A 20552-nucleotide genomic window follows, 5' to 3' on the forward strand; every position below is an offset into this window, starting at 1 on the left:
TACCCTAGCGAGGCGTGAGGCGTGAGGCGTGAGGCGTGAGGTTTGGCCGAATGTAGGGTGGCAATGAGCGGAGCGAATTCCGCCTTTACGCAGGGGGCGGGGTCAGTACTCGGTTGTGGTTGCCTGCGGCTGGACCGGAACGGGTTGGGGTTTGTCGGCGACCAGTCCGTCGAGCAACTGCTCGAGGGGTTCGGGGCGGTGGACGGCGTAACCCTGGAGATAATCGACTCCGATTTCCCGCAGCACGGCGATGGCACCCGGGTGTTCGACAAACTCGGCAATGGTGGTTTTCTGCAGCGACTGGGCGACCTGGTTGATGGCCTGGACGATGGCCCTGTCCTCGCTGCTTTCGTGGATGGCGCGGACAAAGTTGCCGTCGATCTTCAGCAGGTCGACCGGCAGGGTCTTGAGGTAGCCGAACGATGACAGGCCGCTGCCGAAATCGTCGAGCGACACCGGCAGCCGAGCTCGCGCACCGCGGTGATGAACGCCAGAGCGTCATGCAGGCTGGAGACGGCAGCGGTCTCGGTGATCTCGAAGCAGATCTTGCTGCCCGGTACGTCGGACTGCAGCAGGATGCGTGTCACCTCTTCGCGAAAGGCCGGGGAGGTGATCGAATGCGCCGAGACATTGATGTGGCAGGCGTCGATCGCGGCGAGGCTGTGCCGGCAGTGCTGCAGTTTCTCGAGGGTGCGGGACAGCACGAAGCGGTCGACCTCGCCGATCAGGTTGTAGCGCTCGGCGGCCGGCAGGAAGGCGCCTGGCGGGTGTTCCCGTCCTCGGCGTCGGTCAGTCGCACGAGTACCTCGAAGCGACAGCCCGTGGCCGGCGTCAGCGGCAGGATCTTCTGGGCGCTGAGGCTGAGGCGGTCGAGGTCCAGCGCTTCGCGGATACCGCTGACCCACTCCATTTCCCGGCGCCTGTGGGCAACGGCACTGTCCTGCTCGACATAGAGGTGGATGCGCGAACGGCCGCTGTCCTTGGCCATATTGCAGGCGGTATCGGCGGCCTGCAGCACCCAGGTACCGTCCGGCGTGTTGCGGTCGATGGCGGCCAGCCCGATGCTGCTCGACAGGCTGAAGTTGCGTCCCTGCCAGTGGAAGCAGTAATCCCGTATGGCCTGGTGCAGCTTGCCGGAGGCCAGCTGCGCGCCTTCGCTCGAGGTATCGAGAAACAGCACGGCGAACTCGTCGCCACCCAGGCGCGCGAGAATATCGTGTTCGCGCAGATGGTTGCGCAGCACCTGGGCGACCTGGCACAGCATATGGTCGCCGGCGATATGCCCGCAGGTGTCGTTGATCACCTTGAACTGGTCGAGGTCGATGAAGGCCAGCATGTGCTCGCTGCTGGTCGCATGGGCGCTCTGGACCGCCAGCTGCAGCCGGTTCTCGAGCTCCTGCCGGTTCCACAGCCCGGTGAGGCCGTCGTGACTGGCGCGATAGCTCAGTTCGTCGGACAGCTGACGGGCATGGGTGATGTCTTCGATGATGCTGAACAATCGCGGTTCGGGGTCGCTCCCCTCGCGGATGGCGGATACGGTCAGGCGGGTCCAGACGGTTTCGCCGTCGCTGCGGATATAACGCTTGTCGAAGGTTTTGAATCGCTTCTCGCCGCTGGCCAGCTGCCGCAGGGCGCGGATGCTGGCGTCGATATCGTCGGGGTGGGTATAGCGCTGCAGGCGGGTGCCGATGAGCTGCATGCGGGAGTAGCGCAGCATCCGGCACAGTGAATCGTTGACTTCGATGAACTGGCCATCGGGGCCGACTTCGGCCATGCCGATGGCCGCCTGTTCGAAGGCCTTGTGGAATTTGCCTTCCGCCCTTTGCAGCGCCTGCAGCAGGCGACATATCGCCCGCCAGCTCATGGCCAGCAACAGCAGCAGGGTCAGGGCGCTGGTGGCCAAAAGCAGGTTGCGCAGCACCTGTTCACCCTGCATCAGCATGTCGGAAAATGTCCGGACCTGCGGATTCAGGGTCTGGGTGATCCGGCGCAGTTCGGCCCTGAGCTCGGCGATGCCTTCGGGGTCCGGTTCGTTCCTGGCCCTGACGGCCGCCTCGATCGTTCTGTTCAGGCGCAGCAGCTGCTCGTCACCGCTGCGCCAGCTGGCGATCACGTCGGCCACATAGGGGGCGTCGGAGAGGAAACGATAGACCTGGATGATCAGTTCCGCATCCTTGGGGCTGTTGCCGCTTGCATGCAGTCCTCGTCGGGCCGCGGCCAGATCGGGGGCGAACGCTCCAGGGCCAGGCGTGCCTGGCGGTTGCCGAGGGGCCCGAAAGGGCACCAAGGGCCAGGCGCAGATCCACCGGGTCGCCGGCTTCGGCGTAACGGTCGGCATAGAAAACGGCATTCTGAAAGCTATGGGTCCAGAGGTTCTCACCCCGGATAAAGGCGCGGGTCGCCGCCTGAACCTGCAGCGCGGCCCAGATGATCAGCAGGGTCGTCACCGCCGTGCCGATCAGCAGCACGAACATCAGCCGGGCGGGTCTTTTGTGAGAGAGGCGCGTCGAATTCAGCTGCACAGGTCCATCCGTCGTTGCAGGAGCTGTCATTCGGGGCTTTATGCCAGAACCCCGAGCCGCCCTCGCCGCTTGCGGGCAGGGGCGTTCTGTGGGGCTCTCGCAGGTACGGCAGCCGTGTTGTCATTACTGCCAGTATAGACAGTCCGGCACAGGGCTGCGTCGGGGTCGACGCTGATTAATGCTCACCCAGCAGTCGGGGCAGCTTTCGGCTGGCGCCGTCCCGGCTCCGGTCCCGCGTCAGCCCGATCATGGTCTCTGCGCTGCCGGGGCGGCCGAGCAGGTAGCCCTGTAGTTCGTCGCAGCCCAGGCGCTGCAGGAAGGCCCTCTGCTCCTCGGTTTCGACACCCTCTGCCACGACCCGCAGACGAAGGCTGTGTGCCATCGAAATAATGGCCTCGATAAGGTATTCGTCGTCGGTGCTGCCGGGTACATCGTTGACGAAGGAGCGATCGATCTTGACGGTGTCGACCGGCAGCTTCTTCAGATAGATAAGCGACGAATAGCCGGTCCCGAAGTCGTCGACGGAGATCGAGATGCCCATGTCGCGCAGTTCGTGCAGGGTGCCGAGCACGCGATTGATGTCCTCGATGACGACGGTCTCGGTGATTTCCAGCTCCAGCAGCTCGGGCGGCAGGCCGCTGTGCTGCAGGGCATCGCAGACGGCGCCGATCAGATCAGGATCGCGCAACTGGCGCGGCGACAGGTTGACCGAGACCGGCACGGGCGTCAGGCTGTCGCGGTTCCATTGCTGTGCAGCGACGCAGGCCTGACGCAGGACCTGTCCGCCCAGCTCCAGTATCAGCCCCGATTCCTCGGCCAGCGGAATGAAGGTCATTGGCGAAACAAGTCCCTGTTCCGGATGACGCCAGCGTACCAGCGCTTCGGCGCCAAGCACCTTCAGGCCGCTGATATCATAGCGCGGCTGGTACTCGACGAAGAGCTCATCGCTGCCCAGCGCGCGGCGCAGGCCCTCGTTCAGCTGCAGCCGCTGCTGCGCTTCGCGGTTGATACCGTCGTCGAAATACTGAATGGCGTTGCGGCCATGTCGTTTGGCGTGATGCGCCGCGGTATCGGCCTGGCGCAGCAGCGTCGGGGCGTCGCCGGTATCGTCCGGATAAAGGGCGATGCCGATGGTGCAGGTGACATGGACTTCCTCGTCGCCGAGCTGGAAGGGGGCCTGAAAACCCTGCTGGATGCGGCGCGCCACGTTCTGACTGGCCGTTACCTGACCCAGGTCCGGCAGCAGGATACAGAATTCGTCGCTGCCCAGCCGAGCGAGGCTGTCGCCCGGGCGCAGGCAGTCGGCCAGCCTGCGCGCGACCTGCTGCAGCAAGTCGTCGCCGCCGGCCAGCCCCAGGGTCTCGTTGATGTTCTTGAAACGGTCCAGGTCGATGAACAGCAGCGCCGCCCCCGCGCGGCGCGCTCGCAGCGGGCCAGTACCTGCGCCAGGCTTTCGAAAAAAGCTGGCGGTTGGGCAGTCCGGTCAGAGTGTCGTACCGGGACATGAACTCCAGCCTGCGCTCGGCATTCTTCATCGGACTCATATCGGAGAACAGCACCAGGTAGCGCCGTTCGTCACCGGGTTCGGCCTCGAGCCGGGTCGCCGACACCCGGACGGGGAAGGATTGGCCATCGGCCCTGCGTTGTTGCGCCTCTCCCTGCCATTGGCCGTCGTGCTCGAGCGAGCGGGCCAGCTCGCTGTGTTCGGTCAGCAGTGCAAGGGGCTGCTGCAGGGCCTGCTGCTCGCTGTAGCCGGTCAGGCGCCGGTAGGCGTCATTGCAGCTCAGTATCCGTTGCCCGGGGTCCAGTACCAGAATCGCCTCGCTCGTGCTGGCGAAGACCCGGTCGGCCACTTTCAGCTGTGCGAGCTGCTGCCTGCAAAGCGTCTGTTCGGTCGGCAGGGTTGATGCCAGGCGGCTCTTCTGATCCTGAATGCGCTGCTGCATCGCCTCGAGGGCCCTGCCAAGCCGGTTGAACTCGGTAAAGCGGGTTCGTGGAAAGCCGTCGTCGTTGCCGGCGGCGGCCACCGCCTCGACATGACGAATCAGCTGCCGCAGCGGGCGGTGACCGAAACGATACAGGGCCAGCGCCAGCATCGCGCCGATCAGCAGCACAACGGCCAGCCCGTAGCCCAGCGACCGGAACCCGGCAGGGGGCAGCGAAGGGCCCGTCGACGTCAGGCTCAGCAGGCGGATACTGAAGCGGCCGGCGGGATCCAGGGCCAGGGGTACTGTTGCACGGTACCGTTCGCGGTAACGCTGATGGGGCTCGCCGGATTGATCGTATCGAGCGCCTGTTGCCGGTCGCTGGCGGCACCCAGCAGGCCGATGGGCGCATGTCCGGCATAGAGGCCGACAGTGTCCGCACCGGACAGGATCTGGATCTGACTCAGCAGCGGGAAGTTGTCGTTGAGCAGCACGAACGCATGCAGATAGCCCTGTACGGCCCCGTAGGGCTCGCCGATGATCGGCAGGCTGTGACGAAGCAGATGGTATGCGCGGCCGTTCTGGCGGGTGCCGACGTAGCTCCAGCTGTCGGTTTGCACCGGGCGTGACGCCAGCTGCGACAGCGGCAGGTAAATATTGAACAGCGCGGGGCCCGGTACCAGGGCCAGGGGGCCGTCCGACAGCTGTATCACCAGCGCCTGGATATGATCACCGGCACGGTGCAGCAGGGCGTTTTCGAGCAGTTGCCTGGCTGCGTCCAGATCACGCCTGGCCACCTGCTCCAGCAGCGGGGGCTCTCAGCCAGCGTGGCGGCGGTACGGGAGACATCCTGCAGGTGACGGTCTATCAGCTGCTGCAGCACCCGGCTTTCCTTGTCGTGGGCCCGTTGCAGGGCTTCGTCCTGCATGAGCCGCGAGCCCTGGTAGGCGGGCAGCAGCAACGCCAGCGAGACGGCCGCAAGTGCGGCAGTCAGGATAGCGGTGATGAATGTAAAAAAGCTCAGCCTGGGCACTGTCGGCCTCCCTGCCTGCGGTGCTGCTTCATCGTCAGGTCCCGTGTCACACCGCTGTCAGGGGCCGCTGTAACGAAAGGCCCGGGCCCGCAGCGCCTCGAGTTCCGCTGCCGGCGTGTTGCGGGTCAGCAGCACCATGTCGCCGGAAAATACCTGGGGTACCCGGTCGCCGTGCTGTTCCAGATCGGCCCTGATCGCTTCTGCCATGGCGACACCATTGTCGTCGTTCATTCGCATCACCGTGAGGTCGAGTTCGCCGCGGGCCAGGGCTTCGAGTTCCGCATCGCCACCTCCCCAGCCGTTGATGATCACGTCATCGAGGCGGTTGCGCTCGCGCAGCGCTGCGATGGCGCCCAGGGCGATATCGGTGGAGCTTGCGAACAGCAGGTTGGGCGGCGAGGGCAGGTCCAGCTCGCGCAGCGTGGCCTCACGTGCGCGTGCCTGGATGCCGTCGGTGTAGTAGCTCCCAGGGCGCGCGTGCCCGGTACCGCGCCGGCCATCGCGACAAAGGTGCCGCCGCGCATCTGGCTGATGTAGCCATGGGAAAAGTAGAGTGTCGAATAGCGCGCGCCGGGACCCGCCTGTAGCAGCATTTCGCGGGCCAGCAGCCGGGTGCCGATCCGGTGGTCGAATCCGACATAGAGAAAAGGCGGGTTGGCGGACCAGTCCTGCAGCGGTGTGGTGATGTTCTGCAGAATCAGCCGGGGTCGCTGTCTGAGCAGCAGACGTTCGATCATGTGGCGGTGCGGCAGCGCATCGAGGGTGAACACCAGATAGTCCGGCTGCCAGTCGAGGGCTTCCCGCAGCTGCCCTGCCAGCAGTTCGGCGCTGTCCGTCGGGCTCGAGTACTGCAGTAGCAGCCGGTAGTCGATCCTGAGCGCGTCGAGGCGCCGCTCCAGCGCCGCGACGCTGCGGCGCCAGTAATCCGATGTCTGAATGGCCGGGTAGATCATGGCGATGCGAACCGGCTGCTGCTGCCGGGCCTGCAGCGGGACCGGCTCGGCCCGCACGCGCGCGGCGAAAGCCTCCATCAGCGGCAACTGCTCCGGATGGCTTTGCAGGTACTGCTCGAGGGGCCTGTAGTTCTGCAGTGGCGAGGCGTTGGCCAGGCTCGCCAGCAGCCAGACCAGCAGCAGCGCGAACCATCCCGGGCGTGGACCTTTGTGGTCCGGGGTCTGCGGATCCATCGGCAATTCCTTGTGCTTTGAAGCCGTTGATACAGGCCGGCGTGCTTGGCGGTGAAACCAGCGTTTGGTTCCGTTCGTGGCTCATTCTAAACGCCGCGGGAGGCGGCGGCCACTGTCACCCGGCGCTTCAGTCCGATGACGGGTACGGGAGTGCACAGCGGTTATCGACAGCCAGGGTATTTTGCCTGCATTGTTGTCGCCAACTGCAGACAGTATTAGGTTCGGCGCTTCAGATCAATCCCAATGTTGCATTTTGCATGCAGGATAGGGGCGGGTGTCCATCGGGAGCCGGTTCGGGAGGGCTATCCAGCGGGCTTGCGCAGCAGCCATTCGACAACGCCGACGCGCCCCTCGGCGAGGTTGCACAGCAGGTTGTCGGCCCGGACATGGAAGTCCGTGCCCAGTATCAGACCGGGTGAAACCGGCGCGGCGGTGCGACGTTTCGGGTCCCGCTCCTTGGCCTGCTGGCGGCTGCGCCAGGACAGCGCCTGTGCGCTCAGGTCGGTCACCTCGAGGCTTTCGAAACCCGCCTGCTGCAGTCGCAGCGCCAGTGCCGGCGTATCGAGAAGGTGCGACCCGCTGGCGCTATCGGCCCAGGGGACCGGATAGTGCAGCGGTGCGTCCGAGGGCCCCTGAACCAGCTCGTGCAGCATCAGGTGGCCGCCGTTTGCCAGCACGCGGTGACATTCGAGCAATACGGCGCCGGTGTCGGGCATGTTCAGCAGGCTGTGCTGCATCACCAGGGTATCGAAGGTGGCCGCGGCAAAGGGCAGGGTCCGGGCATCGCCGGTGACCAGCGCGGGATGCCCGGCCGTCCGGTGCAGGGCGGCGAGTGCCCGGTTGAGGCGGTTGAGTCCGTGGCTCAGATCCAGCCCGGTCACCTGGCACCCCGGCAGCGCCTGCAGCAGTCGCATCAGCCCGCCGGCACCGGAGCCGATGTCGAGAACCCGTGTCGGGGCCAGGCGGGCGAGCCGCTGACACAGCTGCAGCGATGCCTGAATGCCGCCGGTGTGCAGCTGGTCGACCGGCGCCAGCTGCCGTGCATCGGCGCCCCCGGGGTAGGCCTGGCGCAGACGTTCGACCAGCGCGTCGAACTGCAGGTGGCGGCTGTAATGATCCATTCGGGCTACCTCGGGCATGGGCCTTAAGGTCTGCTCAGTCGTCGAGCCCGAGCTCCTCGATGGAGATCTCGCGCATCCTGAACTTCTGGATCTTGCCGGTCACCGTCATCGGGAAGTTGTCGACGAACTTGAAGTAGCGCGGCACCTTGAAGTGGGTGATTCTGCCCTTGCAGTAGTCCCTCAGTTCGTCGGCGGTGACGTCGTCGGCGCCGGGGTGCAGCTTGATCCAGGCGATCAGCTCCTCGCCGTATTTCTTGTCCGGCACGCCGGTGACCTGAACCTCGGAGACGGCGGGGTGAGAGTATAGGAACTCCTCGACCTCCTTCGGATAGACGTTCTCGCCACCGCGGATCACCATGTCCTTGATACGGCCGACGATCTGGATATAGCCTTCGTCGTCCATGGTCGCCAGATCTCCGGTATGCATCCAGCCGGCGCCGTCGATGGCGTCACGGGTGGCTTCCTCGTTGTTCCAGTATTTCAGCATCACGCTGTAGCCGCGGGTGCAGAGTTCGCCGATCTCGCCACGGGGCACCACCTGGCCGGTGGATGGGTCGATGATCTTGGATTCGAGGTGCGGCTGGGTGCGGCCCACGGTGGTCACGCGCTTGTCGAAGGCGTCGTCGGCGGCGGTCTGGGTCGAGACCGGGCTGGTCTCGGTCATGCCATAGGCGATCTGCACTTCCTGCATGTGCATCCTGGAGTTGACCGCCTTCATCACCTCGGACGGGCAGAGGGAGCCGGCCATGATGCCAGTGCGCAGCGAGCTGAGGTCGTACTGGGCGAACTCCGGGTGGTCGAGTTCGGCGATGAACATCGTCGGCACGCCGTAAAGGGCGGTGGCGCGCTCCTCGGCCACGGTTTCCAGCACTGACTTGGGCTCGAAACCCTCGCCCGGATAGATCATGGTCGCGCCGTGGGTGACGCAGCCCAGATTCCCCATCACCATGCCGAAACAGTGGTACAGCGGTACCGGGATCACGAGGCGGTCCCGGTCGGTGAACTTCATGCTCTCGGCGACGAAGTAGCCGTTGTTGAGGATGTTGTGATGAGTCAGGGTGGCGCCCTTCGGGAAACCCGTCGTGCCGGAGGTGTACTGGATGTTGATCGGATCGTCGAACTGCAGGCCCGCCTGAGCCTCGGCCAGGCGCGCCTCGTCGACGCCGTCCGCCTGCTCGATCAGGTCGTTCCAGCGCCACATGCCGTCATAGGACTGTTCGGCCAGGTTGACCAGCATCTCCAGCTGCGGCAGCTTCTGTGCCTTGAGCCTGCCGGGGGCCGAGGCTTTCAGCTCCGGCGCCAGCTCGTAGAGCATCTGGGTGTACTCGGAGCTCTTGAAACGCTCGGCGATGACCAGCATGCGGGTGCCGGAGTGATTCAGGGCATATTCCAGCTCGTGCAGGCGATAGGCCGGATTGATATTGACCAGAATGGCGCCGATCTTGGCGGTGGCGAACTGCAGGGTGGTCCACTGGGCATTGTTCGGCGACCAGATACCGACGCGGTCGCCCTTTTCGATGCCGGTCGCCAGCAGCGCCCGGGCGCACTGGTCGACCCGCTGCTGGAACTCGCGATAGGTCCAGCGAATGCCCTGGTGACGGACGACCAGCGCCTCGTTGTCCGGGTGGCGGGCGACGACCTGGTCGAACTTGTCACCGATCGTCATGCCGATAAGGGGTTTCTCGGAGGTGCCGCTGGTATAGCTTGGTAGCGCTTGACTCATCTTGAAGACCTCTTGTTGTTATAGCGGTAAAGGCAATGGCTTAAGGTTTCGCCGCCCCTTCCCGGTGGCTGGCGTGGTATTCGGGATTCGGCTGCATCTCGACGGCCGCCGCGAGGCGGTTGGTCATGTTGTAGAAACCGGTGAGGCCGGCAATGTCCCAGATCTCGCTGTCGCTGAAGCCGGCGTCGCGCAGCGCCTGGCGGTCGGGCTCCTCGATGGCATGGGGCTGCTCGGTCAACTTGACGGCAAAATCGAGCATCGCGCGCTGGCGGTCCGGCAGGCGCGCGACGCGGTAGTTCATCACCAGCTGTTCGCCCAGCAGCGGGTCACCGGAATAGTCGCGCACGGCGGCGCCGTGGGCGGTCAGGCAGTAGAAACAGCGATTGCAGGCGGAGACGACGACGGCGATCATTTCGCGCTCCAGCGGCGTCAGGCCGCCCTCGCCGAGCATCAGTTCATTGTAGAAGCGGGAAAAGGCCTCGAGTTGTGGCAGGTTGTGGCTGTAGGCCTTGAGCACGTTGGGGATCAGACCCAGTTTCGCCTCGCACTTGCCGAAGTAGCGCTGAACGGGCTCCGGCAGTTCGGTGCGCGATGGAATCCGCAGCGCCAGGGCGGTCAGTGGGGGCGTGACGCCCGGTTTTTGTTGTTGTGCCATTCGCATGGGTATCCCTGATGGTTGGCCAAGATCCGGCCCTGGTTCGGGCTGGCGTATCCTCTGTATTCCATCAGGTGCGGCCGGCGAGGTGCGGCCGGCCAAGTGCGGCCGGCTATGCCGTCAGCACGCTGCGCGGTGCAGCTGCTCCTTGCGCAACCCCTCAGCCGGTTGCGCCGGGCTTTGCCTGCAGTTCCGCAAGCTCGGCGAGGCAGCGCTTCTCGGCGTTCTCCAGCTCCAGCTGCATCATCGCGATATCCTTGAGCTGCTGTTCGAGCGCAGCCCGGCGTTCGGTGATGCGTGTCAGCATCAGCTGCAGCTGCTTTTCGGTGCCGCGGCTGGTGTGATCCCAGAGTTCGAGCAGCTCCCGGCATTCGTTCAACGAGAACCCGAGTCGTTTGCCGCGCAGTATCAGTTTCAACCGCACCCTGTCCTGCCGACTGTAAATGCGGGTCTGGCCGCGGCGCTGCGGTGCCAGCAGTCCCTGGTCCTCGTAAAAACGGATACTTCGGGTTGTTATGTCGAACTCCTGGGCGAGGTCGCTGATGGAATAACTTGTCTCGGTGTTCATGTCTCGATAGCCCTGAGCGTAATTTATGTTTACGTAAACGTAAATAGAAATTTGAGAATAGCCGAAATTCTATCGTATTTCCGAGACTGATTTTAAGTCGTTGATTTTTATGGGCGGTTCAGGGAGTGGCGGTAACCGGCGCCTGAGTGACATTAGACTAAAGTATTAGGCGAATACCCGTAATTTTGGTTCGTCGTTCATTGCCGGAAAAAAGCGTCACTCGAGGATGCCTGGAACGGCATGGCTGCGGAGCCCGACAAACGCTCTGCCAACCGACACCAATCGATCTGTAATGCGATCGATATTGCGGGTTTCGCGATGCCCATACATTGTGCGAAACGTTTCGGCTGAATGTGAAGCATTGCTCTACCCACACTCCGGTCCGTGCCTTCGAATCGCTTGTGGATGGGCGGCGCCGCGTTGGTCACGTCGATGTCGGTGCGCAACGGATGTTATGTTATTTCTCCGCATCTGTCGCAGGACCGGTTGGACGTTTGGGCTACACAGCGCGGCGACTTGGTGCTAGTCTGCTTGTTGACGTTAACGTAAACTTTGAGGTTGCCATGAGTCAGGATTCGGTTGTGATTGTCGGTGCTGCCCGTACGCCCATGGGGGGGATGATGGGGAGCCTTTCCACGGTGCGCTCACCCCTGCTCGGTGCCGCTGCCATCCGGGCGGCGGTCGAGCGGGCCGGGCTGCAGCCTGGCGATATCGACGAGGTGGTGATGGGGTGCGTCCTGCCGGCGGGGCTTGGGCAGGCACCGGCGCGTCAGGCAGCGCTCGGCGCCGAGATTCCGGTCTCGGCCGGCTGTACCACCGTCAACAAGATGTGCGGTTCCGGGATGAAGGCCGTGATGCTGGCGCATGACCAGATTCTCGCGGGGTCCGCGCGCATCCTGGTGGCCGGCGGCATGGAGAACATGAGCCAGGCACCCTATCTGCTGCCCAAGGCGCGCGAAGGGATGCGCATGGGCCATGGCCAGGTGATCGATCATATGTTCTGCGATGGCCTCGAGGACGCCTACAAGGGCGGGCTGATGGGCACCTTCGCCCAGCAGGCAGCCGACCGTTTCGAGGTCAGCCGCGAGGCGATGGATGACTACGCCATCGCCTCGCTGGAAAAAGCGCTGGCGGCGATCGAGTCCGGTGCTTTCGCCGACGAGATTGCGCCGGTCCGGGTGGCGAGCCGCGCCGGGGAGACCCTGGTCGACACCGACGAGCAACCGGGCAAGGCGCAGCCGGAGAAAATCCGCAGCCTGCGCCCTGCGTTCGCGAAGGACGGATCGGTCACCGCCGCCAATTCCAGTTCGATCTCCGATGGTGGTTCTGCGCTGGTGCTGATGGCCGGTAGTGAGGCGCAGCAGCGCGGCCTGCAGCCGCTGGCCCGTGTTGTCGCGCACTCGACCCATGCCCAGTTGCCGGAGGAGTTCACCATCGCCCCGATCGGTGCCATCGAAAAGGTGCTGGCGAAGGCGGGCTGGCAGCGGGACGAGGTCGATCTGTTCGAGATCAACGAAGCCTTTGCCGTGGTGACCATGCTGGCGATCCGCGAACTGGGGCTGGACCCGGACAGGGTCAATGTCCATGGCGGCGCCTGCGCCCTGGGGCACCCGATCGGCTCGAGCGGCTCCCGTATCCTGGTGACGCTGCTGCATGCGCTGAAGCAGCGCGGCCTGAAGAAGGGCGTCGCGTCGCTCTGTATCGGTGGGGGCGAAGCGACTGCGGTGGCGGTCGAACTGCTGTAAGAATGCGGCAAGAACGGAGGATGGGTTCAGCGATGCATGCCCCCGGGTTCGATGAATTGCACGGGGTATATGCATCGCGTAACCCGTCAAATCGATCGTATTGCAGATCGATTGGTGTCAGGTTGCACGGAAAGCGGGTGTTGGGTTGCGTCCCTCCGGTCCTCCACCCAACCTACGCCGCAAGACACAAGACGGGCACGTCGATATGCGTCAGCTCGCGCGCTTGTCGCCGGTATCGAATTTCGGCGGATGCAGGCCCAGGGCCTTTGCCTGGCGTACCAGGTCCATCAGGTCCAGGCCGGCGATTTCGTAGAGACGGCCAATATCGTCGATGACGAAGTAGATCGGCTGCATGATGTCGATGCGGTAGGGGGTGCGCAGCACATCGACGATGTCGAACGGCTTGCGCTCCGGCAGCGGGCTGTTGAGCGCATAGTCGGTTTCGCCGGGGGACGACAGGATGCCGCCGCCGTAGATGCGCAGCCCCTGCGGCGTATTGACCAGACCGAACTCAACGGTCATCCAGTAGAGCCTGGCGAGGAAAACGCGGTCCTCCTTGTCGGCGGCATAGCCGAGACGGCCATAGGTGTGGGTGAAATGGGCGAAGGCCGGGTTGGTCAGCAGCGGGCAGTGGCCGAAGATTTCGTGGAAGATGTCGGGTTCCTGCAGATAGTCGAGTTCCTCGCGACGGCGGATAAAGGTCGCGACCGGGAACTGGCGGTTGGCCAGGGCCTCGAAAAAGGCGTCGAAGCTGATCAGGGCCGGCACGGCCTTCAGCGACCAGCCGGTGGTCTCCTGCAGTACGGCACTGACTTCGTCGAGTTGGGGCACCCTGTCCCGTGGCAGGTTCAACTGCCCGAGCCCGGCGATGTATTCGTCGCAGGCCTTGCCCTTGATCGCCTCGAGCTGGCGCTCGATCAGAATCCGCCAGATGGCGTTTTCTTCCCCGCTCCAGTCGATGCGGCCTTCGGGTCCAGGCTTGCGGGAGACATACTTGCTGCCCTTGCCCATCTGCAACACTCCTCTTCAGCCCTCTACATCAAGCTTAGGCCAGCGGGAGTCGCGCAGGTTCCGCCGCCATTTTCGTGGGAGCCTCGCCCTCGAGGCGAAACGGTCCGGTACCGCCGCTGTTCGCACCGGGGCGGCGCTCCTACGAAATTTTCCCCGCCCGCAGGAGCCTGTCAGCTCTTGTAGCCAATCTCGCCGATGCGAATGCGCCGGTACTGGGTCGGCGATATGCCCATCGGTTTCTTGAAGATGCGGGAGAAGCCAATTGTGAGAGCGCGTCCTCATTGTCGACGCTCCGGGCGGTCAACCTTTATAGCCAATCTCGCCGAGTCGGATGCGGCGGTACTGGGTCGGCGAGATACCCATCGATTTCTTGAAGATACGGGAAAAGTAATAGGCATCTTCGTATCCCACGGCCCAGGCGACCTCGTTGACGCCCTTGGTGGTCACGTCCAGCAGGTGGCAGGCGCGCTCGATCTTCAGGTGGATGAAGTGGTTGATCGGGGTGGTCCCGGTCAGCGCCTTGTACTTCTTGATGAAGTGATATTTCGACAGGCTCACGGCGGCGGCCAGGGTCCCGACGTCGAGCTGCTCGTGGAGCCTGGCCTGCATCAGGCTGTGGACCTTCTCGAGGTCGAGGCTGTCGTCCGCCTGGCGTTTGGCGATCGGGCGCAGCAGCGCAATATGTGTCAGGAGTTGGCGCAGCTGATTGGCGCAGTGCACAAAGGCGGCGAGATTGTGGCTGGCCTGGCGGGCATCGATCAGTGCCTCGAAGTCGGCGACCAGGCGGGAGTGGATGCCGAGCGGGATCAACGGCGACTGCGGGTCGGGTTCGAGGGCGGCGATGAAGTCGTCGGCCCGGGGGCCGTCGAAATGTACCCAGTAGATGGTCCAGGGCTCCCGGGCATCGGTTTCGTAGCGGTGGCTGTGGCCGCGCGGCAGCAGCACCAGGTCGCCCGGGCGGATACGCCGGTTCCTGCCGTCCGTTTCGATGCGTCCGCGCCCCTCGATGCAGTAGATCAGCAGGTAGTCGTCGTGCCGGTCGCGCTGCATCCGGTGGCCGCGGGCATGCTGGTAGTAGCCGATGCCGAGCGGGTACAGCTGTTCGCTCAGCGGGTGCCTGGCCAGGGCCTCGACAATGCGTCGCGGAATCACGAAGCGGATGCTGTCGACCGACAGCGGCCAGCTCGAGGGTTGGCTCATACTTTGGTCTCGGGGTTATCCTGTAGTTGATGACAATATAGTCCATCAAGTGCGCAAGATTATCAATCCGGGCCGGTCGGGGACTGTGGTACAAATTGATCCATCGACGAACAACAACGACAAACAGGTGATGAAAGACATGACTCAGTACGTACCCCTTCTGATCGGTGGTGAAATGGTCCGGAGCGAGACGCAGGACTGGATCCCGGTTACCGACCCGGCCACCCAGGACGTCATCGCCCAGGTGCCCTGTGCCACCGCGGCCGAGGTCGATCGCGCCGTGGCGACCGCCAAGGCCGCCTTCGAGACCTGGAAGGAAACGCCGGTGTCCGAACGCGCCCGCCTGATGCTGCGCTACCAGGCGCTGCTGAAGGAAAATCACGACGAGATCGCCACCATCCTGGCGAAAGAGACCGGCAAGACCTTCGAGGACGCCAGGGGACGTCTGGCGCGGGATCGAGGTGGTCGAGCATGCCTGCAACATCGCCTCGCTGTCGATGGGCGAGACGGTCGAGAACGTCGCCCGCAAGATCGACTGCTACAGCTACACCCAGCCGCTCGGCGTCTGCGCCGGCATCACGCCGTTCAACTTTCCGGCGATGATCCCGCTGTGGATGTTCCCGATGGCGATCGCCTGCGGCAACACCTTCGTGCTGAAGCCGTCCGAGCAGGACCCGCTGACGCCGATGCGCCTGGCCGAACTGTTCAAGGAAGCCGGCGCGCCGGACGGCCTGCTGCAGGTGATCCACGGCGGTAAGGAACAGGTCGACCAGTTGCTGCACCATCCGGACGTGCCGGCGATCTCCTTCGTCGGCTCGGTGGCGGTCGGCGAGCATATATACCGTACCGGCACCGACAACATGAAGCGCGTCCAGGCGTTCGCCGGCGCCAAGAACCATATGGTGATCATGCCCGATGCCCAGAAGCAGCAGGTGATCAACAATCTGGTCGGCGCCTCGGTCGGCGCTGGCGGTCAGCGTTGCATGGCGATCTCGGTCGCGGTCTTCGTCGGCGAGTCGCGCCAGTGGATTCCTGAGCTGCGTGACGCCCTGTCGAAGGTGCGCCCGGGTCTGTGGGACGATCCGGAAGCCGGCTACGGCCCGCTGATCAACCCCCAGCCAAGGAGCGCGTGCTGCGTTTCATCCAGGAGGGCAAGGAGGCCGGGGCCGAGTGCCTGCTCGACGGCAGCGAGTGCGTGGTGCCGGGTGCGCCGGACGGCAACTGGGTCGGGCCGACGCTGTTCACCAGGGTCACCCCCGAGATGTCGATCTACCGCGAGGAGATCTTCGGACCGGTGCTGATCGCGATCGAAGCCGACACCCTCGACGAGGCGATCAAGCTGATCAACGAGAATCCCTACGGCAACGGTACCTCCATCTTCACCGCTTCGGGCGCGGCGGCACGCAAGTACCAGCACGAGATCCAGGTCGGTCAGGTCGGCATCAACGTGCCGGTGCCGGTGCCGCTGCCGTTCTTCTCGTTCACCGGCTGGCGCAAGTCGTTCTACGGTGACCAGCACGCCTACGGCAAGCAGGCGGTCAAATTCTATACCGAGACCAAGACCGTGACCGCGCGCTGGTTCGAGGACGATATCGCCTCGGGTCCGAACATGACCATCGCGCTGAAGTAATACACTGTAGTCAGGGGAGGAGGGGCGTTGCGGGCGTCCCTCCCCGCCGCACTGGAGGACAAGCGGATGGATTTTGAACTGAATGAAGACCAGGTGGCCTTCGCCGACATGGCGCGGGCCTTCGCCGGGAACGAGCTGGCGCCCCATGCCGCCGAATGGGACCAGCAGGCCCACTTTCCCGTCGAGGTGCTGAAGAAAGCCGGCGAGCTCGGCTTCTGCGGCCTCTACACCGCCGAGGAACACGGCGGCATGGGCCTTAGCCGGCTCGATGCCCACATCATTTTCGAGCAGCTGGCGATGGGCTGCACCTCGACCACCGCCTACCTGACGATCCACAACATGGTCACCTGGATGGTGGCGACCTTCGGCAACGACGGGGTGCGCGACCGCTATGCCGGTGCGCTGGTCAGCGGCGACAAGCTCGGCTCCTACTGCCTGACCGAACCCAATGCCGGCTCCGATGCCGCCTCGCTGAAGACCAGCGCGCGGCTGGACGGCGATCATTATGTCGTCAATGGCAGCAAGTGCTTCATCTCGGGCGCCGGCAGCACCGATGTGCTGGTGGTGATGGCGCGCACCGGCGGCGAGGGGGCGGCCGGCATTTCGGCGCTGGTGATCGACGCCGACAGCGACGGCATCAGCTACGGCCGCAAGGAGGACAAGCTGGGCTGGAACTGCCAGCCGACGCGGATGATCACCTTCGACAACGTCCGGGTGCCGGCCGGCAACCTGCTGGCGCAGGAGGGCGAGGGCTTCAGGCTGGCGATGAAGGGGCTCGACGGCGGCCGCATCAATATCGCCACCTGCTCGCTCGGCACCGCCCAGCAGGCGCTGAACGAGGCGCGCGACTACATGCTCGAACGCCGCCAGTTCGGCAAGCGGCTGGCCGATTTCCAGGCGCTGCAGTTCAAGCTGGCCGACATGGCGACGGAGCTGGTCGCCGCCCGCCAGCTGGTGCGACTGGCCGCCAGCAAACTCGACAGCGGCCACAGCGACGCCACCGCCTATTGTGCGATGGCCAAGCGCTTCGCCACCGATGTCGGCTACCGGGTCTGCGACGAGGCGCTGCAGCTGTTCGGCGGCAATGGCTACATCAAGGAATACCCGCTCGAGCGCTACCTGCGCGACAGTCGCGTGCATCGCATCCTCGAGGGCACCAACGAGGTGATGCGGCTGATCGTTTCGCGCCGCTTGCTGACCGAAGGCGCCGCCGAGCTGCTCTGAGCACGAACAGGAGGGATTACAGATGAGCGACACTCTGATCTGCGAACGCCGGGGCCACGTCGCCCTGGTCACCATGAACAACCCGCCGGCGAACACCTGGACCGCCGACAGCCTCCGGGGACTGAAGGCGCTGGTCGAGGAGCTGAACGCCGATCGTGACATCTATGCGCTGGTGCTGACCGGCCAGGGCGAGAAATTCTTCTCCGCCGGTGCCGACCTGAAGCTGTTCGCCGACGGCGACCGGGCGGTGGCGCGGGAGATGGCCCGCTGCTTCGGCGAGGCGTTCGAGGCCCTGAGCCGCTTTCGCGGCGTCTCGATCGCGGCGATCAACGGCTACGCGATGGGGGGCGGCCTCGAGGTGGCACTGGCCTGCGATATCCGCATCGCCGAGGAACAGGCGCAGATGGCGCTGCCGGAAGCCAAGGTCGGGCTGCTGCCCTGTGCCGGCGGCACCCAGAACCTGGCGCTGCTGGTCGGCGAAGGCTGGGCCAAGCGCATGATCCTCTGCGGCGAGCGCGTCGATGCCGCCCGCGCCGAAACGATCGGCCTGGTCGAGGAGGTGGTCGAGCGGGGCCAGGCGCTCGAGCGCGCGCTGAAACTGGCCGAACAGGTCGCCGGGCAGAGCCCGGTGGCGGTCAGTGCCTGCAAGACGCTGATCCAGTCCAGCCGCAGCCGGCCACTGGACCAGGGTTACATCCTCGAGCGCGAACTGTTCGTCGATCTGTTCGACAGCGAAGATCAGTCCGAGGGCGTCAACGCCTTTCTCGAAAAGCGCAAGCCGCACTGGAAGAACCGCTGAGGAGGCCCCGATGAGCGCCGTACTTTTTACCGAACACCCGACCCGGGACGGGCACCTGATCGGCGAGATCCGTCTCAATGCCGAGCGCTCGCTCAATGCGCTGACGCTCGAGATGATCGACCTGATTCAGCCGCAGCTCGACGCCTGGCGCGACGACGACCGTATCGTCGCGGTGCTGCTCGACAGCGCGGGCAGCAAGGCGTTCTGCGCCGGCGGCGATATCGTCAACCTCTACAAGGCGATGACCGGAGGCGGCGAGGCCGACTTTCCCGAACGCTTCTTCACCCGCGAATACCGCCTGGACTACAGCCTCCATACCTGGCCCAAGCCGATCATCTGCTGGGGCAGCGGCATCGTCATGGGCGGCGGCATGGGGCTGATGAACGGCTGCAGCCACCGGGTCGTCACCGAGACCTCGCACCTGGCGATGCCGGAGGTGACCATCGGTCTCTATCCGGACGTCGGCGGCAGCTGGTTCCTCAATCGCATGCCCGGCGGCACCGGACTTTTCCTCGGCCTCACCGGCAATCCGATCAATGCCCGCGATGCGCTCTTCCTCGGCCTGGCCGATCGCGCCATCCGCGCCGATCTGCGCGAGGGCCTGGTCGAGCGCCTCGCCGCCGAGGACTGGGCCTCGGACGCCGGCGGCACCGTCAGCCGGATTCTGCGCGAGCTCGAGAACGAGTCCCGAGCAACCTTCGCCGAACAGCCTGCGCCGATTCGCGAGCATTTCGACCTGATCCGCACCCTGACCGATCACGACAGCGTCGAGGATGTGGTCGCGGCGCTGCAGGCGCTCGAGACCGACGACAAATGGGTACTGCGGGCACAGAAGGCCGTACGCAACGGCAGTCCGCTGTCGCTGCGCCTTATCGCCGAACAGCTCAGACGCTGCCGCCATCTGTCGCTGCGCGAGGTGTTCCGGCAGGAACTGGTGGTCTCGGTGCAGTGCTGCCGGCATCGCGAGTTTCCGGAGGGCGTCAGAGCGCTGCTGATCGACAAGGACAACGCTCCGGACTGGACCTTCAGGTCGGTGGCCGGGGTCGACGAGGCCTTCCTGGCCGAGCTGTTCGAGAGCCCTGGTCAGAGCATCCGCTGAAGGATCTCTGAGTGACTTCATGACACCCGCGGTCGCGGCTCGGGTCGCGATCGCCGAACGATAAGGACAAGAACAATGGCTACGATCGCATTTATCGGACTGGGCAACATGGGCGGGCCCATGGCCCACAATCTGGCCGCGGCCGGCCACCGGGTGCAGGCGTTCGACCTGTCGGAGCAGGCACTGATTCATGCCGTCGAGGAGGGCTGCGTACGCGCCGCCAGCGCCGTCGAGGCGGTGAAGGACGCGGAGTACGTGATCTCGATGCTGCCGGCCGGCCGGCACGTCGAGGGGCTATACGTCAGCGGTCCCGAGGCTTTGCTCGAGCGTATCGATCCGAGCGCCCTGATCATCGACTGCTCGACCATCGAGGCCGAGGTCGCCAAAAGGGTCGCCAAAACGGCCGCCGGGCGCGGACTGGACTTCATCGATGCGCCGGTGTCCGGCGGTGTCGGCGGTGCCCAGGCCGGCACCCTGAGCTTCATGGTCGGCGCCTCGGACGAGCAGTTCGGGCGTGCCAGGCCGGTGCTCGAGAAGATGGGCAAGAACATCTTCCACGCCGGCGACCACGGCGCCGGCCAGATCGCCAAGGCCTGCAACAACATGATGCTGGCGATTCTGATGACCGGCACCTGCGAGGCGCTGAACATGGGCGTCAAGAACGGCCTCGATCCGGCCGTGCTGTCGGAGATCATGAAGCAGAGTTCCGGTGGCAACTGGGCACTCAACGTCTACAACCCCTGGCCCGGCGTGATGGAGACCGCACCGGCCTCGCGTGATTACGAGGGCGGCTTCCAGACCAACCTGATGTTCAAGGACCTCGGTCTTGCGATGGAGCTGAGCCAGCAGAGCGCCTCGCCGATCCCGATGGGCTCCGCCGCCCGCTCGCTGTTCAGCCTGCACAAGGCCAAGGGCAATGGCACCCTGGACTTCTCCAGCGTGCTCAATCTCTACCGCGACAGCGAATAAACGCAGGGTGCGGGTGACCGCCATGGATGGCGGAAGGCCGCTTTGTCGAAATCCTGAAGTTGCCGGAGCAAACTTCAGGAAGCGCAGCGCACCGCCATCGTAACGGTGCGGTTCGCGTGGCTCACCAGCACCCTACATACC

General features: G+C 64.7%; 16 protein-coding genes and 5 pseudogenes. 6 read left to right on the top strand and 15 right to left on the bottom strand.

Annotated features, from left to right (window positions below; translation table 11 throughout):
* Positions 1–102: 102 nt before the first annotated feature.
* The 13 genes and pseudogenes from ACFQDL_RS20970 to ACFQDL_RS21030 form a co-directional block, all read right to left on the bottom strand.
* Positions 103–818: pseudogene (locus ACFQDL_RS20970) on the bottom strand (EAL domain-containing protein).
* Positions 725–2122, bottom strand: a complete 1398-nt coding sequence (locus ACFQDL_RS20975; protein WP_379913231.1) for a diguanylate cyclase domain-containing protein — start codon at positions 2120–2122, stop codon at positions 725–727. Before ACFQDL_RS20975 ends, ACFQDL_RS20970 begins: the two are co-directional and overlap by 94 nt.
* Positions 2088–2522, bottom strand: coding sequence for a hypothetical protein (locus ACFQDL_RS20980; RefSeq protein WP_379913505.1), 435 nt, complete (start codon positions 2520–2522; stop codon positions 2088–2090). Before ACFQDL_RS20980 ends, ACFQDL_RS20975 begins: the two co-directional genes overlap by 35 nt.
* Before the next feature lie 175 nt (positions 2523–2697).
* Positions 2698–3951 carry a putative bifunctional diguanylate cyclase/phosphodiesterase gene (locus ACFQDL_RS20985; protein ID WP_379913233.1) on the bottom strand — a complete coding sequence of 418 codons (1254 nt, stop codon included), beginning with the start codon at positions 3949–3951 and terminating at the stop codon, positions 2698–2700.
* A 142-nt stretch (positions 3952–4093) separates the two neighbouring features.
* Positions 4094–4618: pseudogene (locus tag ACFQDL_RS20990) on the bottom strand (PAS domain-containing protein); the annotation flags it as partial.
* A gap of 86 nt (positions 4619–4704) precedes the next feature.
* Positions 4705–5244, bottom strand: coding sequence for a LuxQ periplasmic sensor domain-containing protein (locus tag ACFQDL_RS20995; protein WP_379910712.1), 540 nt, complete (start codon positions 5242–5244; stop codon positions 4705–4707).
* On the bottom strand, positions 5157–5480 hold the full coding sequence (locus ACFQDL_RS21000) for a hypothetical protein (RefSeq protein ID WP_379910713.1): 324 nt from the start codon (positions 5478–5480) through the stop codon (positions 5157–5159). The genes ACFQDL_RS20995 and ACFQDL_RS21000 overlap by 88 nt, the downstream gene beginning before the upstream one ends.
* Positions 5481–5537: 57 nt before the next feature.
* Positions 5538–5792, bottom strand: a complete 255-nt coding sequence (locus tag ACFQDL_RS21005; protein WP_379910714.1) for a type 1 periplasmic-binding domain-containing protein — start codon at positions 5790–5792, stop codon at positions 5538–5540.
* Positions 5789–6667 (bottom strand): type 1 periplasmic-binding domain-containing protein, encoded by an 879-nt coding sequence (locus ACFQDL_RS21010; protein ID WP_379910715.1) that lies wholly within the window; start codon positions 6665–6667, stop codon positions 5789–5791. The genes ACFQDL_RS21005 and ACFQDL_RS21010 overlap by 4 nt, the downstream gene beginning before the upstream one ends.
* Before the next feature lie 302 nt (positions 6668–6969).
* Positions 6970–7788: a class I SAM-dependent methyltransferase gene (locus ACFQDL_RS21015; protein WP_379910716.1), complete on the bottom strand. Its 819-nt coding sequence runs from the start codon at positions 7786–7788 to the stop codon at positions 6970–6972.
* Between the two features lie 34 nt (positions 7789–7822).
* Complete coding sequence (locus ACFQDL_RS21020) at positions 7823–9511, bottom strand: AMP-binding protein (RefSeq protein WP_379910717.1); 1689 nt, start codon at positions 9509–9511, stop codon at positions 7823–7825.
* Positions 9512–9551: 40 nt separating this feature from the next.
* Positions 9552–10166, bottom strand: a complete 615-nt coding sequence (locus ACFQDL_RS21025) for a peroxidase-related enzyme (protein WP_379910718.1) — start codon at positions 10164–10166, stop codon at positions 9552–9554.
* A 160-nt stretch (positions 10167–10326) separates the two neighbouring features.
* Positions 10327–10734 carry a MerR family transcriptional regulator gene (locus ACFQDL_RS21030; RefSeq protein ID WP_379910719.1) on the bottom strand — a complete coding sequence of 136 codons (408 nt, stop codon included), beginning with the start codon at positions 10732–10734 and terminating at the stop codon, positions 10327–10329.
* A 563-nt stretch (positions 10735–11297) separates the two neighbouring features.
* On the opposite strand from ACFQDL_RS21030, the gene ACFQDL_RS21035 reads away from it, so the two are divergent.
* The gene (locus tag ACFQDL_RS21035) at positions 11298–12479 is read left to right on the top strand and encodes an acetyl-CoA C-acyltransferase (protein ID WP_379910720.1); all 1182 of its coding nucleotides are present in this window, start codon (positions 11298–11300) and stop codon (positions 12477–12479) included.
* Between the two features lie 210 nt (positions 12480–12689).
* Here ACFQDL_RS21035 and phhA read toward each other — a convergent pair whose 3' ends face one another.
* Positions 12690–13490, bottom strand: a complete 801-nt coding sequence (gene phhA / locus ACFQDL_RS21040; protein ID WP_379910721.1) for a phenylalanine 4-monooxygenase — start codon at positions 13488–13490, stop codon at positions 12690–12692.
* A 300-nt stretch (positions 13491–13790) separates the two neighbouring features.
* Positions 13791–14690, bottom strand: coding sequence for an AraC family transcriptional regulator (locus ACFQDL_RS21045; RefSeq protein ID WP_379910722.1), 900 nt, complete (start codon positions 14688–14690; stop codon positions 13791–13793).
* Positions 14691–14829: 139 nt separating this feature from the next.
* Between ACFQDL_RS21045 and ACFQDL_RS21050 the strand changes: the two are divergent.
* The 5 genes and pseudogenes from ACFQDL_RS21050 to mmsB all read left to right on the top strand — a co-directional run.
* A pseudogene (locus tag ACFQDL_RS21050) lies at positions 14830–16320 on the top strand (CoA-acylating methylmalonate-semialdehyde dehydrogenase).
* 66 nt (positions 16321–16386) lie between these two features.
* Complete coding sequence (locus ACFQDL_RS21055; protein WP_379910723.1) at positions 16387–17544, top strand: acyl-CoA dehydrogenase family protein; 1158 nt, start codon at positions 16387–16389, stop codon at positions 17542–17544.
* Positions 17545–17566: 22 nt separating this feature from the next.
* Positions 17567–18343 carry an enoyl-CoA hydratase gene (locus ACFQDL_RS21060; protein WP_379910724.1) on the top strand — a complete coding sequence of 259 codons (777 nt, stop codon included), beginning with the start codon at positions 17567–17569 and terminating at the stop codon, positions 18341–18343.
* Positions 18344–18353: 10 nt separating this feature from the next.
* Positions 18354–19453 (top strand): annotated as a pseudogene (locus ACFQDL_RS21065) (enoyl-CoA hydratase/isomerase family protein).
* Positions 19454–19499: 46 nt separating this feature from the next.
* Positions 19500–20411: pseudogene (gene mmsB / locus ACFQDL_RS21070) on the top strand (3-hydroxyisobutyrate dehydrogenase); the annotation flags it as partial.
* Between the last annotated feature and the right edge of the window lie 141 nt (positions 20412–20552).

It is taken from the genome of Marinobacterium aestuariivivens (assembly GCF_042661465.1).
Classification (GTDB): Bacteria; Pseudomonadota; Gammaproteobacteria; order Pseudomonadales; family Balneatricaceae; genus Marinobacterium_A; species Marinobacterium_A aestuariivivens.

Bases quoted from the DNA above. Each gene is read 5' to 3' on its own strand.
- ACFQDL_RS21020 (WP_379910717.1), bottom strand. From the start codon at position 9,511: ATGAGTCAAGCGCTACCAAGCTATACCAGCGGCACCTCCGAGAAACCC.
- ACFQDL_RS21015 (WP_379910716.1), bottom strand. From the start codon at position 7,788: ATGGATCATTACAGCCGCCACCTGCAGTTCGACGCGCTGGTCGAACGT.
- ACFQDL_RS21010 (WP_379910715.1), bottom strand. From the start codon at position 6,667: ATGGATCCGCAGACCCCGGACCACAAAGGTCCACGCCCGGGATGGTTC.
- ACFQDL_RS21025 (WP_379910718.1), bottom strand. From the start codon at position 10,166: ATGGCACAACAACAAAAACCGGGCGTCACGCCCCCACTGACCGCCCTG.
- ACFQDL_RS21055 (WP_379910723.1), top strand. From the start codon at position 16,387: ATGGATTTTGAACTGAATGAAGACCAGGTGGCCTTCGCCGACATGGCG.
- ACFQDL_RS21060 (WP_379910724.1), top strand. From the start codon at position 17,567: ATGAGCGACACTCTGATCTGCGAACGCCGGGGCCACGTCGCCCTGGTC.
- ACFQDL_RS21035 (WP_379910720.1), top strand. From the start codon at position 11,298: ATGAGTCAGGATTCGGTTGTGATTGTCGGTGCTGCCCGTACGCCCATG.
- ACFQDL_RS21045 (WP_379910722.1), bottom strand. From the start codon at position 14,690: ATGAGCCAACCCTCGAGCTGGCCGCTGTCGGTCGACAGCATCCGCTTC.
- ACFQDL_RS21030 (WP_379910719.1), bottom strand. From the start codon at position 10,734: ATGAACACCGAGACAAGTTATTCCATCAGCGACCTCGCCCAGGAGTTC.
- phhA (WP_379910721.1), bottom strand. From the start codon at position 13,490: ATGGGCAAGGGCAGCAAGTATGTCTCCCGCAAGCCTGGACCCGAAGGC.